Consider the following 13892-nt stretch of genomic DNA (forward strand, 5'->3'; position numbering starts at 1 on the left):
CGGGCGCTCGGCACGTACGACACGTTCGAGGGGATCCCGTACGCCGCCGCGCCGACGGGCCCGCTGCGCTGGCGGACGCCGCGGGCCGCGCCGCGCCGCGCGGGCGTGCTCGACGCGGGGGCGCCCGGGGCCCGCTGTCCGCAGCTCCCGGCGACCGGGCCGGGCGGGCCGAGCGGTTCGGAGGACTGCCTGTACCTGAACGTCACCGCCCCGGCGGGCCGGGGCCCGGCCCGGCCGGTGATGGTGTGGTTCCACGGCGGCGGCTTCCGCTTCGGCTCGGCGGACCCGTACCGGCCCGAACCGCTGGCCGTGCGGGACACCGGCGCGGTGGTGGTGACGGCCAACTACCGGCTGGGGATCCTCGGCTTCTTCGGCCACCCCGAACTGGGCGGCGCCCCCGACTTCGGACTCGCCGACCAGCAGGCGGCCCTGCGCTGGGTACGGGCGAACGCGGCCGCCTTCGGCGGCGATCCGGGGCGGGTCACGGTGTTCGGGGAGTCGGCGGGCGGGCTCAGCGTCTGCGCCCACCTGGTCTCCCCCGGCTCGGCGGGCCTGTTCCACCGGGCGATCGTGCAGAGCGGGTCCTGCTCGACGACGATGCCGCCGTACTCGGTGCTGCCGACGGTCGGGACGTACGAGCCCTTCGTGCCGCAGCGGCGCGTGGCCGCGGCCGGGGCCACGGCGGCGGAGGAACTCGACTGCGGCGACCGGCCGCCGGGCGGGGTGCTCGACTGCCTGCGCGGGCTGGACGCGGGCCGGCTGGTGACGGCCGAGCTGATGGAACGGTTCTCCGGGGTCGCGTACGGGAACGCCCTGCTGCCCGAGGAGCCGCGCCGGGCCCTGGAGGGCGGCCGCTTCCACCGGGTGCCGGTGATGCAGGGCACCACCCTGGACGAGATGCGGCTGTTCCTCGCGCAGACGCTGGCCACGTACCCGGTGGGCGGCGCACGGGACTACGGGGAGCGACTGCGGACCTCCTTCGGTCCCTCGGCGCCGGCCGTGGCGGCCGCCTACCCGCAGGCCGCCTTCCCGACGGCGGCGATCGCCTTCGCCACCGCCCTGTCCGACGCCTCGTTCACCTGCCCGACGCTGCGCGACAGCCGCGCGCTGGCCCGGTACGTGCCGGTGTACGGCTACCTCTTCAGCGACAGGGGCGCGCCCAACTTCACCGGCCTGCCGGAGGTGGCCGGCTTCCCCTTCGGGGCGGCGCACGGCTTCGAACTGCCGTACCTGTTCACGATGGTTCCCCTGACGGCCCCTCAGCGGGCCCTGGCCGAGCGCATGACCGGCTACTGGACCCGGTTCGCCCGCACCGGTTCGCCGGACGCGCCCGGACAGCCGCCCTGGCCCCGGTTCGGGAGCCGGGACCCGTCGGTGCTGCGGCTGGCGCCGGGCCCCGGAGGGACCCGGCCGACGGACGCCGCGGCCGCGCACCACTGTGCGCTGTGGGACGGTCCCGCGGTGCCGGAGCCGGGTTCCTGACGGGGCCCGGCGGGGTTACAGCCGTACGTCCCAGCTCGCCGTGGAGGCCAGGGTCCGGGCGATCGCGGGGTCGCGGACGGCCGGGGTGCGGTCCTCGGCCGTCACCGACAGCGTGTGGGTGCGCAGGTCCATCAGCCACAGCTCGGCCACCCGTACCTCGGTCCGGCCCGCGAACCGCTTGAGCTCACGGCCGTCGAGGTACCAGCGGACCGTCAGCTGCCGCCCGTCCGGGGCGGCCAGGCGCGGAACGGCCGCCTTCGCCGTGTGCCGCAGCCGGAGGACCCGGTCGGTGGGGGTGAGCGGGGTGACGAGGCGGGCGTGCCGCTGGAAGCCGGCGATCATCGCCTCCACACCGGGGAGGTTGAAGGGCTTGCCCAGCACCCGCATGATCGAGTTGTCGGTCGGCCGGTAGAGGCCGGTCACGTAGTAGCCGCCGCCCTCGTAGGCGCCGACGGTTCCGCCGTCGGGCGAGGTCTCGCCGAGCCAGCGGTACCACTTGGCCCGCTGCGCGGCCATCCCGCCGGCGTCCAGGGTGGAGGTGTTGGGGTCGGCGGGTTCGGGGCCGGTGTACTTCTCGTAGTCGGGGACGCCGGGGTAGAAGTACTCGTCCGCGAGCTTGCCGAGGGAGTGGCCGGTCTCGTGGATGGCGACCTGGCCGGACTTGGGGTGGCCGGCGGAGGCCGTCGAGATGCCCTCGTAGCCGAGGGTCGGGCTGGGCTCGTTGTAGCCGGCGCCACCGTACTTGGCGCTGTTGGCGAGGACGATGACCAGGTCGGCGGCGGGTGCCTTCGCCACGTAGGCGTCCACCTTGGGCTGGTCCACGCAGAGCAGCCGCTCGATGGAGTCGCACCAGAAGTAGGAGCCGAGGGCGGTCTCGCGGACGGTGTCGGGGCCGGGGTCGCCGGAGACCCCCGACTGGGCGGACACGGCGTCGACGGTCCACACGTTGAACAGGTCACGGTAGGTGGTGTAGGGCTCGACGGCCGTGACCTCGGCCCATTTGGCGCGGACGTCGGCGTGGAAGCGGTCCAGTTCGGCGGCGGTGTAGCCGTCGCCGACGAAGACCACGTCGAGCCGGTCGGCGGTGGGGCCGTTGTCGACCGTCTTGGTGACCTGGCCGTCGGCGGCCCGCGCGGACTCGGAGAGGCGGGGCGCCGCCTTCGCCCGTCCGGCGGCCGGTACGCGGGTGTGGCCGGATCCGGCTTCGCCGCCGTGTTCCGGCCCGGGTATCTCGACCTCGACGCCGGCGCGCGCGGTCGGGCCGGGCGGCGGGGCCGCTCCGGCGGGTGCGGCGGCCGCGGCCAGGAGCGCGGCACTCGCGCAGGCGCCCGCGAGCGCCGCCCGCAGGGCCGATCGGACGGTTCTCTTCATGAAGTCCTCCGCCGGGGCAGGGAGTTGAGGGGGGTTAAGTGAACGGTTAACTCGACTGAACCGGCTGCTTAAACTAGGGGGCGCCCCAGGGCGTGCGCAATGGGTGACTCCCATCGGATACTGGGGAGTTGAGGAAACCTGCTGGACAACAGGGGGAGTTCATGGACGAACCGGCCGAGATCGGCCGCCGGGTGCAGCGGCTGCGCGGCGAACGCGGGCTGACGCAGCGGCAGTTGGCCGAGCCCGCGTACACCCCGGCGTACGTGTCCACCCTGGAGGCGGGCAAGGTGCGGCCCTCGGAGACCGCGCTGCGGTTCCTCGCCGGGCGGCTCGGCACCTCGTACGAGGAGCTGGCCACCGGACGCCCGGCCGCCCTGGCCACCGAACTGCGCCTGGCCCTGACCGACGCCCAGCGGACCCTCGCCACCGGCTCGGCACGGGAGGCCGCCGGCCAGTTCCGGCGGCTGCTGGCGGAGGCGGAGCGGCTCGGGCTCGGCGACGAGCGGGCCGAGGCCCTGCTGGGGCTCGGGGACTGCGCCCTGGAGGCGGGTGAACTCACCGAGGCCGCCGGGCACTTCGAGGCCGCGGAGCTCCTGCTGGCGGACGAGCCGCTCCCCCGCCGGGCGCGCCCGATCCGCGGCCGGGCCGTCGCGCACCTGCTGGCCGGGGAGCTGCGGTACGCCTGCTACCTGCTGGAGACGGCGATCGACGGCCTCAACGCGGGCGGGCTCGGTGACCCGGAGGCGCTGGTGCTGCTGTACTCGGCGGTGATCGGCCCGTACATCGACATGGGCGCCCACGCGCGCGCGGCGCACGCCGCGGAGCTGGCGCTGGCGCTGGCACCGCAGGTCGGGGACCCCGCGCTGGTGGCGGGGATGCACCGGCAGGTGGCCCGGACCTTCCTCGCCGAGGGCCGGGTCGCGGACGCCGACGCCTCACTGGCGAAGGCCCAGGCCGTCTACCGGCAGCTGCGGCTGCGCACCGATCTGGCGCACTGCCACTGGATGCGCGGCTACGTCCAGGCGCAGCACGGGGAACTGGCGGCGGCGGAGCGGGAGCTGCGGATCGCCCGGGAGATGCTCACGGTCCGGCGGGCCGCCCTGTACACCGCGCAGGTGGAGGTGGAACTGGCGGACGTCCTGCGGCGCCTGGGCCGGTACGAGGAGGCCGCCGAGCTGGTGTCGGGGCTGCTGGCGGAGGGCTCGGACCCGGGCGCGGTGCACGCGGGCGGGGCGCACCGGCTGCTGGGGCTGATCGCGGAGGAGCGGGGGGAGACGGAGGCGGCGGAGGAGCACTACGTACGGGCGCTGGCGCTGCTGGAGCGGAGCGGGGCGGGCGGGGACCTGGCGGACGTGTGCCGGCTGCTGGGCGATCTGCTGCGGAGGGCCGGGCGGACGGAGGCGGCGCTGGACGCGTACCGGACGGGCCTGGGCCATCGCGCGGCCCCCGGCACCACCACCCTGGGCCCGGCCCCGGCAGCCCCTGCGTTCCGCTGACCGTGTGCCGCCGCGCGGAGCCTCTCCCCGCCCCGCCGTCTTTCCCTCGCCGGCGCGGCTGCGAACACGGCGCTCCCCGCCCGCGCCTCAAACGCCGGCGGGGCTGTGGACAGCCGGCTACGGCTCGCCCTGGGGGCGGGCGCGGGCGCCCTCCCGGGTGCGGCCCGAGGCGGGGGCGCGATGCGGGTGGCGGCGGAGGTACTCGTCCTCCAGCTCCTTCAGCCGCTGCGTATGCGTGGCCAGCGCGTCGTCCGAGCCGTGCAGCAGGGTCTCGTGGCGGGTGCGGTGGATCGTTTCCAGTTCCTTCAGCAACCGGTCGTCCTCAAGCTTGCGCGGCGCCGCTCCGCCGGAGCGCTCTGCCATGGCAACCACCTCCACCCCCTACGGTAGACGCGTCGCCGCCGTTCAGCCGTCCGGCCCGGCCCCCGTCACGGGCGGGGGCTCCGGCGGTGGCAGGGGCCCGGCGGCCGCCGCGTGCGCGCGCAGGGCGCAGCGGACCGACCAGGTCACCGAGACCACCGGCACCGCGACCACCGCTCCGACCACCCCCGCCGCGATGGCCCCCGCGATCACCGAGACGGCCACGACCAGCGGGTGCAGGGCCACCGCCCAGCTCATCACCAGCGGATGCAGCAGGTGGCCCTCGATCTGGCCGATCACCACGATCAGCGCGATCACCACGCCCGCGATCACCGGCCCCTTCCCCGCCAGCGCGACCACCGCGGCGACCGCGAGCGCGACCGGGGAGCCGATGAGGGGGACGAAGGCGGCGAAGAACTCCAGCAGGGCCAGCGGGAGGGCCAGCGGGACCCCCAGGAGGTAGAGGGCCAGCCCGACCAGGGCCGCGTTGGTCGCCGCGACCAGCACGATCCCGTGCGTGTAGCCGGTGAACGTACGCCACGCCGCGCGCCCCGCGACGCCCACCGGCTCGCGCGCCCCGTCGGGCAGCTGGGCGCAGAACCAGGCCCACATCCGGTCGCCGCCGTGCAGGAAGAAGACGGAGGAGAACACCGCGAGGGCCAGGACGGTGAGCACCTCCACGACCTGTCCGGCGCCGCTGACGGCCGTGCTGAGCAGGGTAGAGCGGTGGGCCGAGAGGTACTCCCCGATCCGGGCCTGCATATGGGTGAGGGCTTCCGGGTTGAGCCGGAAGGGCGGGCGCTCCAGCCACTTCTGGATGCTCGCGAGGCCTTCGCGGAACTCCCTGACGAGCCGGTCGCTCTCCCCCGCCACCGCCTCGCCGACCAGCGCCAGCACGCCCAGCAGCAGCACCGCGCTGCCGACGAGGCTGACGGCCACCGCCAGCGAGCGGGGTACCAGCCAGGCCAGCCGGCGGGACAGCGGCGACAGCAGCGCGGTGATGACGAGGCCGAGGAACAGGGCGACGCCGATCTCGTGGAAGCGGCCCAGGACCGCGAAGACGGCGTAGACGGCCGCGCCGACGACCAGCAGGCGCCAGGCGTGGGACGCTGCCGTACGCAGGAACGGGGACACCGGCGGCATGACCCATGGGTGCCACGGGGCGCGGCCCGTGCCACGCGCCGGGTCCTGTTTTGACCCGTCCGGTGCGAAATTCCGTTGCCGGGGCGCCGGGCGGACCCGCACGATGGCGCGTTGTGAGTAGCTCCCGCCTGTCCTCCGTACTGCCCGACCTCTCCCCCTGGCGTTCCAGCCGTGACTTCCGGCTCCTCTTCTTCCAGGGTGCGGTCACCTACTTCGGCTCGTTCATGGCGATGATCGCCCTGCCGTTGCAGATCAAGCACCTGACGGACTCGCCGCTGGCGGTCGGTGCGATGGGCGCGGTGGAGCTGGTTCCGCTGGTGGTCTGCGGGCTGTACGGGGGCGCCCTCGCGGATGCGGTGGACCGGCGGCGGCTGATCCTGCTGACCGAGGCGGGGCTCGGGGTGCTGGCGCTGGTGCTGCTGGTGAACGCGCTGCTGCCGCAGCCGCTGCTGTGGCCGCTGTACGTGGTCGCGGCGGGGGTGTCGGCGCTGACCGGGCTCCAGCGGCCGGCGCTGGACTCGCTGATGGCGCGGATCGTGCCGCACGACCAGCTGACGGCCGCCGCCGCGCTGAACGCGCTGCGCTACCAGGTCGGGGCGATCGCCGGGCCGGCGCTGGCCGGGGTGGTCGTCGCGTACGCCGGGTACGCGACGGCGTACGCGGCGACCGTCGCGGGTTTCGCCGTATCGCTGGCGCTGTGCGCGCGGCTGCGTCCGGCGCCTCCGGCGGGCGGCGGGGAGCGTCCCTCGCTGCGTTCGATAGCCGAGGGCGCGCGGTACGCGTGGAGCCGGCCGGTGCTGCTGGGCACGTACGCCGTGGACGTGGCGGCGATGTTCTTCGCGTTCCCGAACATGATCTTCCCGTTCCTCGCGGACGAGCTCGACGCCGAGTGGGCGCTGGGCCTGATGTACGCGGCGGGTGCGGTGGGGTCGCTGGTGCTGGGGCTGACCAGCGGCTGGGTGTCGCGGGTGCGGCGGCACGGGCTGTTGGTGGTCTTCGGGGCTGCCGCGTGGGGTCTGGCGGTCGCCGCGGCGGGCTGGTTCTCGAACGTCTGGCTGGTGCTGGTGTGCCTGGCGGCGGCGGGTGCGGGCGACATGCTGAGCGCCCTGGGCCGCTCCACCATCTGGAACCAGACGATCCCGGAGGAGCTGCGCGGGCGGCTCGCGGGGATCGAGGTGCTCTCGTACAGCGTCGGTCCGCAGCTCGGCCAGGTCCGGGCGGGCACCATGGCGGGCTGGACGGGGACCCGGCCGGCGTTCTGGAGCGGCGGTCTCGCCTGTGTGGCGTCGGTGGCGGTGCTGGCCGCGCTGCTGCCGAAGCTGATCTCGTACGACGCGGACACCGACGAGGACGCGCTGCGCCGCCGGGCGGCCCGGGAGGCGTCCGCCCCGGAGGGGCCGGCCCGGGAGGCGGATCCGGCGGGCGCGGCGGCCTGAGCCGCCGGGCCGCGCGGGCTCCCGCTCGCGGCGCCCGAACGGCGGTCCTCGCGGTGCGCGGGCCGGCCGGCGCCGGGAGGGTGACGGCATGGGCGACTGGTGGTACCGCAACATCCTGGAGCCGGGGAAGCTGCCCCTGCTGCTCGCGCTGGCCTCGTTCGTCGTGACCTTCACGGCCACCCGGGTGATCACCCGGATGATCCGGGCGGGGAAGGGCCCCTTCCGCAACGTCACGCCGGGCGGGCTGCACGTGCACCACTGCGTCCCCGGGGTGGTGCTGATGACGGTGGGCGGCTTCACCGCGATCGCGGGCGGCCGGGCCGGGTGGGGCTCCGGGCTGGCGGCGGTGCTGTTCGGGACGGGCACGGGCCTGGTGCTGGACGAGTTCGCGCTGATCCTGCACCTGAGCGACGTCTACTGGAGCAGGGAGGGCACGCTCAGCGTGGAGGTCGTCCTGCTGACCTCGGCGCTGGCCTCGCTGCTGCTGTGCGGGTTCCTGCCGCTCGGTGTGGACGGCCTGACCGAGGAGCAGGCGGAGAACCGGTGGGTCGTGATCGGCACGGTGGTGCTCAACCTGCTGCTGGCGGTCGTCGCGCTCTTCAAGGGGAAGCCGCGGCTGGCCGTCCTGGGGGCGGTGGTCCCGCTGCTCGCCCTGATCGCCGCGGTGCGCCTGGCCCGGCCGGCGTCCCCGTGGGCCCGGCGGTTCTACGCCCGCCGCCCCCGGACCCGGGCGCGGACCATCCGGCGGGCGTACCGGCACGACCGGCGCTGGAGCGGACTCCAGCGCCGGATCGGCGACCTGATCGGCGGCGCGCCCAGCCGCTAGGGGGACACCCCCTAGGGGTGTCTCAGGCGGAGGCGGGGGCTTCGTCGAGTTCCCAGGCGTGGCGCTTGAACTCCTTGCGGAAGTCGGCGTGGTCCTCCCACTGGCGGGCGATGCCGCGCAGCACGTCCCAGTGGTGCTCCACCGACTGGTCGATGACCTTGCGCACGAGCGGCTCGGCCGTCTCCCGCGTCGCGATGAGCCCCTTGACGGCGGAGGCCTCCAGCACGCTGTTGCGCAGCGCGCGCAGGGCCCGGGAGGTGTCGTCCATGGCGAAGCCGCGCTCACTTCCGGTCTCCGCGTCGAACAGCGGGGTGAGCCGCGCCTCGATGAACGCGGTGATCCGCTCGAAGTGCTGCACGTCCATCAGGAATCTCCCGTTCTCGCCGTGTCGGCGCAGGGCGCGGCACGGCTCGTCTCATCGAAGCCGCTCGGGGGTGAGCTCGGGTGCAGGATACGAGGTCACGGGCGGCCGGGGTGACGCCGGGCGGCGCCCGGGGAGCCGGGGGCGGGTGGTGTCAACGCCGCAGCGGGTCCGGTGCGGTGACGGCGAGGAGGGGCGGGGCCGGGGAGGTGTGGCGGTGGCCGCAGGGGTCGAAGACGAGGACGACGGGCTCGCCCGGGCGCTGGCGCCAGGAGATCCGCTCCGGTGGGGTCGCGCAGCGGGGGCAGGCGGGCAGCGGGCCCGGTGCGGTCCGGCGGTCGGGCGCGGCCGTGAGCACCGGCGGTGCGGTGTGCGGGTCGGGCATGGGGGCTCCCTGGTCCGGAAGGTGCGCTCCTGGCACTCTGCCATGCGCGGTGCCCCCTGCGCACGGGTCAATCGTCGGGCGTTCTGGCTGGTCAGGGGCGCCCCGGTCGGGGAAATCAGGCCGTCTGCGGGCACTTGGTGATCAACTGGTCCTCCGCTGCGCCTCGACCAGTCCCGACTCGTACGCTGCGATCACCGCCTGCGCCCGGTCCCGGACGCCCAGCTTGCCGAAGACGCCGGTGAGGTGGTTCTTGACGGTGGAGACGCTGATGTCCAGTTCCACGGCGATCCCGGCGTTGTCGAGCCCGGAGGCGAGCAGCCGCCAGATCTCCCGCTCGCGCGGGGTGAGTCCGGCGGGTACCGCCGGGGCGGGCCGGGCCTCGCGCACCGGGGTCCGTACGTAGGCGGAGATCAGCCGGGTCAGCAGGCGCGGGGCGACGGCGGCCTCTCCGGTGTGGACGGTCCGGACGGCGGCGATCAGCTCCTCGGGGGAGACGTCCTTGGGCAGGAACCCGTAGGCGCCGGCGCGCAGGGCGGCGACCACGTACTCGTCCATGTCGAAGGTGCTCAGCGCGAGGACCCGGCATGCGGGGTGGACGCGGGCCAGTTCCCCGGTGGCGCGGACCCCGTCGAGGACCGGCATGCGGATGTCCATGACCACCACGTCGGGGTGCAGCCGCCCGGCGAGTTCCACGGCCTCGGCGCCGTCCCCGGCCTCGCCGACCACCTCGACGTCCGGGTGGGGTGCCAGGATCAGGCTCAGGCCGCGCCGCACCAGCGGCTGGTCGTCGGCTATGAGTACGCGGATCATCGGGGGTGGTCCTCTCCTTCGGCGCCCGCGGGGGCGGCGGCCGGGACCGGGAGGCGGGCCGCGACCCGGAAGCCGCCGTCCTCCCGGTGGGCGGCCTCCAGGGTGCCGCCGTGCAGGGCTACGCGTTCGCGCATGCCGATCAGACCGTACCCGCCGCGGCCCGGCTGCCGGGCGGCCGAGCGGCGCGGCGGCCCGTCTCCGGGGCCGTCGTCGCACACCTCCACGGCCACCTCCTGCGGACGGTACGTCAGCCGGACCCGGGCGCTCGCGTTCCCGGCGTGCTTGCGGGCGTTGGTCAGGGCCTCCTGCACGACGCGGAACACGGTCAGGCCGACGGTGGGCGGGAGCGGGCGGACCGGTCCGCTCACCGTGAACTCGGTCTCCATGCCGGCCAGCCGGGACTCGGTGACGATCCGCTCCAGGTCGGCGGTCCCCGGCTGCGGGGCGGGCGGGGCGGTCTCGGTCTCCTCACCGGCCCGCAGGACGTCGAGGAGCTGCCGCATCTCGCCGAGGGCCATCCGGCCGGAGTCCTCCAGGATCACCAGGGCCTCGCGGGCCGCCCCGACGTCGTGCGCCAGGTTGGCGCGGGCCCCGCCGGCCATCAGCTGCATGGTGGTGATGTGGTGGGCGACGATGTCGTGGAGCTCCCGGGCGATCCTGCGGCGTTCCTCGGCCACCGCGCGGTCGGCGAGCAGCTGCCGGTTGGCCTCGACCTCCCGCTGCCAGCGGTTCGCGGCGACGGCCGTGCCGACGACGAGGGCGCAGGCGACGGCGTTGGCGAGGAGGTTCCGGCCGGACGGGAGCAGGGAGCCGTCCAGGCCCACGGCGGCCAGCGGCACGCAGCCGAGGACCGCGGCGGCGGTCACGGCGGGCCCCGCGCGGCGGGCCAGGGTGAAGAGGGCCACGACCAGGGCGAGGCCGAAGTGCGGGCCGGTCGGGGTGGCGACGTTCACCACCGCGCCCAGCACCAGTACGGCGGTGAACACCGGGACCGGGTGGCGGCGCCGGAACAGCAGGGTCAGGGCGGCGAGCACCAGCAGGACCGCGGTGGTGACCGTGAAGGGGGTCCCTTCCACCTGGGCGCCGAGGGAGAAGCCGGTGAGGTCGGTGGCCGCCGCTCCCACCGCCACCAGTGCGTCGTTGCGCGTCCACTCCAGGCGCTCGGCGCGCATGACCATCGGTTCCCGCCTCCCCCGCGGGCCGCTCCCGCCCGGCAGGTCCGGGGCGGCGCGCGGCCGGTCCGCGGAGCTCCATTCTGGCAAAACGCCCTGGCCCGGGCATGGGCCCTGGGGAGCAGCGCCGACCGGGACCTCAGTCCCGGTCGGTGCCGGGGCCCGGACCCCGGTCCCGGTGGGCGGATCCTCCCGCGCCCCGACGTGCGGGGCCCCGGCGGCTGATGGTCTGGAGACCCACCGGGCGTTCGCCGGCGGTGGACGTCGCAGAGACCGGAGGAGAGAAGTGATCCGCGCCCTGACGGGATGTTCGACGAGACACGCGTGGAAGGTGATCGCCGTCTGGGCGGTGGTGGGCATCGCGCTGTCCCTGCTGGGCCAGGTGTTCGTGCACCGCGCGACCCAGTCCGGCGACGGCGGCTTCCTGCCGGAGAGCTACGACTCGGCCGCCGCGCTGCGGATCGCCGAGGAGGACTTCGGGATACGGCCGGACGCCGACCCGCTGACCGTGCTGGTGGCCCGGACGGACGGGGCGGCGCTGTCGGACGCCGACGGGCGTCGGATCGGGGAGGTGGCCGCGCGGCTGGCCCGGCAGCGGATCGTCATGCCCCGCTCCGAGGACGACCTGCCGCTGCTCCAGGACCACTCCCAGGTGCCCCGGATCGGGGCGGGCACGACGGCGCCGGACCGCTCCTTCCGGCTGCTGCCGGTGGAACTGAGGGGCAATCCGCAGGACCCCGGGGTGCAGGGCACCTACCGGGCCTTCCGGGAGCAGGCGCGCGACGCCTTCCGGGAGGCGGGGCTGCGGACGGGGTTCACGGGCGGGCTGGCCACGACCGTGGACACCGCCGACGCCGAGGAGACCCGGTCGATGGTCGTCGGCGTGGTGATGACGGGGCTGATCGTGCTGCTGCACGTCCTGGTGTTCCGCAGTCTGGCGGCGGCCCTGCTGCCGCTGGTGACGGTGTCGATCGTCGGCGGCGCGGCAGCGGGCGCGGTGGTCGGCGCGTCGCTGCTGACGGGGATCGAGCTGGCTCCGTCCACGCCGGGGCTGATCAACGTGGTGCTGATCGGCATCGGGATCGACTACTTCCTGTTCCTGCTGTTCCGCTTCCGGGAGCAACTGCGCGCCCATCCCGGGCAGTCGGGCCGGGAGGCGGCGGCCGAGGTGGCGGGCCGGGTGGGGACGGCGGTCACCTCGGCGGCGCTGACGATCGTCGCGGCGTTCGCCACGCTCGGGATCGCCTCCTTCGGCCAGTTCCGGGTGCTGGGGCCGGCGATCGCCGTGGCGGTGCTGGTGATGCTGCTGGGCAGTCTGACGCTGATGCCGGCGCTGCTGGCCGTCACGGGCCGCGGGATGTTCTGGCCCTCGCGGGCCCTGCGGCGGGCTCCCCGCGCGGGTGCTGCGGGCCGGCTCGGCGAGCGCATCGCCCGGCGTCCGCTGGTGCTCGCGGTGGCCTCGCTGGTGGTCCTCGGGGCGCTGACGGCGGGGGCCGTCGGCGTACGGATGGACTACGGGCGGGGCGGGGCGGGCGGCGAACGGACCGCGGCCACGCGGACGGCCGAGGAGATCGCCCGGTCGATGCCGGCCGGGGTCTCGGACCCGGCGACCGTGTTCGTCGAGGCGAAGGACGGCGCCCCGGTGACCGCCGAGCGGGTGGCCGGACTGGCCGGGGCGCTGGCGCGGGTGCCCGGGGTGGGCCGGGTCGCCCCGACGGTGCCGAGCGCGGACGGCTCCGCCGCCCGCATCGACCTGCTGCTGACGGCGGAGCCGGGCGGGCAGGAGGCCCGCGAGCTGGTGTCGGGTCCGGTGCGGGAGACCGTACGGGCGCACGTGCCGGCCGGGACCGAGGCGCACGTCGGGGGCACGGCGGCGGTGTTCGCCGACATCGCGGTGGCGGTGGGCGAGGACCTGGAAGTGATCTTCCCGGTGGCGGCGGTGCTGATCGCGCTGATCCTGCTGGTGCTGCTGCGCAGCCTGGTGGCGCCGGTGGTACTGATGGTCGCGGTCGGTCTGGGCTTCACGGCCACGCTGGGGGCGGCGGCGCTGGTGTTCCAGCACGTGCTGGGGCGGCCGGGGGTGGACTTCACGCTGCCGTTGGTGCTGTTCCTGTTCGTGGTGGCGCTCGGCACCGACTACAACATCCTGATCTGCGACCGGATCCGGGAGGAAATGGAACGGCCCGGACCGGCGCGGGCGGCGGTGGGCCGGGCGGTCCGGCACACGGCACCCGCGATCGCGACGGCCGGCCTGGTGCTGGCCGCCTCCTTCGGCAGCCTGGCGGTGAGCCCGCAACCGGGGCTCCAGCAGACCGGTTTCGCGACGGCGGTGGGCATCCTGCTGTCGGCGTTCGTCCTGTCGGTCGTGCTGGTCCCCGCCCTGGCGGCCCTGCTGGGCCGCTCCCTGTGGTGGCCGGTGCGCCCGCGCGGGAAGGCGGCGGCCCCCGGCGCGGAGCTGCCCGAGCCCGGGCGGGTACCGGTCGGCTGAGGGCCGGCCGGTTCCGCCCCCGGCGCCCCGGGGCCGTCGCCCCGGGCGGTCAGCTGACGCGGAAGGCGATCGCCTCGGGCTCCCGGTGGAAGGTGACCCGGTCCCAGCCGGGGAACGCCAGGTCCGTGACGGCGAGCAGCCGGCCGGAGGCGTCGTGCACGGTGCGGCGTACGGAGAGCCCGCAGGCGGGGGGTGCGGCGGCGGGGTGGCTGGTGCGGGTCATCGTGATGGTCTCGGCGGTGCGGCCCCGGGTGGTGGCCCGTTCCAGCCAGCGGTGCAGCGGCCCCAGGTCCTCCGTACGGGCGTCGGAGGGCCGCTCCAGGTACGCCGCGAGTTCCGGGGTGCGGGCGACGGTGCGCGGGCAGAGGTAGGTCACCGTGTGCTGGAGGATGCGCCCGTCGGGGCCGTACACGCGGTGGTGGTGGACCAGGGTGCGCTCCCCGCCGCCCATGCCGAGCAGTGCCGCGAGCGAGGGCGGCACGGTGACCAGGGCGAGCCGGGCGCGGGCCGAGCGGGCCCGGCCCCGGGCCTGCGGGGCGGCGTACGCGGGCCCGTACGCGCC

Annotated in this window: 12 protein-coding genes and 1 pseudogene; 5 read left to right on the forward strand and 8 right to left on the reverse strand. The window is 75.6% G+C overall.

Translation table 11 applies throughout. The features are described from left to right. The coding region (locus tag AB0F18_RS35055; RefSeq protein ID WP_362068214.1) for a carboxylesterase family protein at positions 1–1482 on the forward strand (1482 nt) is incomplete at its 5' end. Positions 1483–1497: 15 nt separating this feature from the next. Here AB0F18_RS35055 and AB0F18_RS35060 read toward each other — a convergent pair. Then, the gene (locus AB0F18_RS35060) at positions 1498–2853 is read right to left on the reverse strand and encodes a M64 family metallopeptidase (protein WP_362068217.1); all 1356 of its coding nucleotides are present in this window, start codon (positions 2851–2853) and stop codon (positions 1498–1500) included. 161 nt (positions 2854–3014) lie between these two features. Here AB0F18_RS35060 and AB0F18_RS35065 point away from each other — a divergent pair, with 161 nt between their 5' ends. Beyond that, positions 3015–4349, forward strand: coding sequence for a tetratricopeptide repeat protein (locus AB0F18_RS35065; protein ID WP_362068220.1), 1335 nt, complete (start codon positions 3015–3017; stop codon positions 4347–4349). A 117-nt stretch (positions 4350–4466) separates the two neighbouring features. Here the strand turns inward: AB0F18_RS35065 and AB0F18_RS35070 are convergent, their stop codons facing one another. Continuing rightward, the gene (locus AB0F18_RS35070) at positions 4467–4712 is read right to left on the reverse strand and encodes a DUF6158 family protein (RefSeq protein ID WP_362068223.1); all 246 of its coding nucleotides are present in this window, start codon (positions 4710–4712) and stop codon (positions 4467–4469) included. Positions 4713–4754: 42 nt separating this feature from the next. Then, the gene (locus AB0F18_RS35075) at positions 4755–5852 is read right to left on the reverse strand and encodes an AI-2E family transporter (protein WP_362068226.1); all 1098 of its coding nucleotides are present in this window, start codon (positions 5850–5852) and stop codon (positions 4755–4757) included. A 113-nt stretch (positions 5853–5965) separates the two neighbouring features. Here AB0F18_RS35075 and AB0F18_RS35080 point away from each other — a divergent pair, with 113 nt between their 5' ends. Together AB0F18_RS35080 and AB0F18_RS35085 are read left to right on the forward strand one after the other, a co-directional pair. Further along, the gene (locus AB0F18_RS35080) at positions 5966–7288 is read left to right on the forward strand and encodes an MFS transporter (protein WP_362068229.1); all 1323 of its coding nucleotides are present in this window, start codon (positions 5966–5968) and stop codon (positions 7286–7288) included. Between the two features lie 88 nt (positions 7289–7376). Next, on the forward strand, positions 7377–8114 hold the full coding sequence (locus AB0F18_RS35085) for a hypothetical protein (RefSeq protein WP_362068232.1): 738 nt from the start codon (positions 7377–7379) through the stop codon (positions 8112–8114). A gap of 22 nt (positions 8115–8136) precedes the next feature. Here the strand turns inward: AB0F18_RS35085 and AB0F18_RS35090 are convergent, their stop codons facing one another. The 4 genes from AB0F18_RS35090 to AB0F18_RS35105 form a co-directional block, all read right to left on the reverse strand. Beyond that, positions 8137–8478, reverse strand: a complete 342-nt coding sequence (locus tag AB0F18_RS35090; RefSeq protein ID WP_362068235.1) for a hypothetical protein — start codon at positions 8476–8478, stop codon at positions 8137–8139. Between the two features lie 151 nt (positions 8479–8629). Further along, positions 8630–8860 (reverse strand): hypothetical protein, encoded by a 231-nt coding sequence (locus AB0F18_RS35095; protein ID WP_362068238.1) that lies wholly within the window; start codon positions 8858–8860, stop codon positions 8630–8632. Positions 8861–9001: 141 nt separating this feature from the next. After that, positions 9002–9670, reverse strand: a complete 669-nt coding sequence (locus tag AB0F18_RS35100) for a response regulator transcription factor (RefSeq protein ID WP_362068241.1) — start codon at positions 9668–9670, stop codon at positions 9002–9004. After that, complete coding sequence (locus tag AB0F18_RS35105; RefSeq protein ID WP_362068244.1) at positions 9667–10842, reverse strand: sensor histidine kinase; 1176 nt, start codon at positions 10840–10842, stop codon at positions 9667–9669. The genes AB0F18_RS35100 and AB0F18_RS35105 overlap by 4 nt, the downstream gene beginning before the upstream one ends. A 286-nt stretch (positions 10843–11128) precedes the next feature. Here AB0F18_RS35105 and AB0F18_RS35110 point away from each other — a divergent pair, with 286 nt between their 5' ends. Next, positions 11129–13330, forward strand: coding sequence for an MMPL family transporter (locus tag AB0F18_RS35110; protein ID WP_362068247.1), 2202 nt, complete (start codon positions 11129–11131; stop codon positions 13328–13330). 49 nt (positions 13331–13379) lie between these two features. On the opposite strand, the pseudogene AB0F18_RS35115 reads toward AB0F18_RS35110, so the two are convergent. Further along, positions 13380–13892, reverse strand: a pseudogene (locus tag AB0F18_RS35115) (hypothetical protein); the annotation flags it as partial.

The sequence above is a fragment of the Streptomyces sp. NPDC029216 genome (assembly GCF_040648015.1).
Taxonomy (GTDB): Bacteria; Actinomycetota; Actinomycetes; order Streptomycetales; family Streptomycetaceae; genus Streptomyces.

What these genes read in the sequence shown, in the direction of transcription:
- AB0F18_RS35075 (WP_362068226.1), bottom strand. Translation starts at nt 5,852, where the DNA reads ATGCCGCCGGTGTCCCCGTTCCTGCGTACGGCAGCGTCCCACGCCTGG.
- AB0F18_RS35105 (WP_362068244.1), bottom strand. Translation starts at nt 10,842, where the DNA reads ATGCGCGCCGAGCGCCTGGAGTGGACGCGCAACGACGCACTGGTGGCG.
- AB0F18_RS35065 (WP_362068220.1), top strand. Translation starts at nt 3,015, where the DNA reads ATGGACGAACCGGCCGAGATCGGCCGCCGGGTGCAGCGGCTGCGCGGC.
- AB0F18_RS35060 (WP_362068217.1), bottom strand. Translation starts at nt 2,853, where the DNA reads ATGAAGAGAACCGTCCGATCGGCCCTGCGGGCGGCGCTCGCGGGCGCC.
- AB0F18_RS35095 (WP_362068238.1), bottom strand. Translation starts at nt 8,860, where the DNA reads ATGCCCGACCCGCACACCGCACCGCCGGTGCTCACGGCCGCGCCCGAC.
- AB0F18_RS35090 (WP_362068235.1), bottom strand. Translation starts at nt 8,478, where the DNA reads ATGGACGTGCAGCACTTCGAGCGGATCACCGCGTTCATCGAGGCGCGG.
- AB0F18_RS35100 (WP_362068241.1), bottom strand. Translation starts at nt 9,670, where the DNA reads ATGATCCGCGTACTCATAGCCGACGACCAGCCGCTGGTGCGGCGCGGC.
- AB0F18_RS35085 (WP_362068232.1), top strand. Translation starts at nt 7,377, where the DNA reads ATGGGCGACTGGTGGTACCGCAACATCCTGGAGCCGGGGAAGCTGCCC.
- AB0F18_RS35070 (WP_362068223.1), bottom strand. Translation starts at nt 4,712, where the DNA reads ATGGCAGAGCGCTCCGGCGGAGCGGCGCCGCGCAAGCTTGAGGACGAC.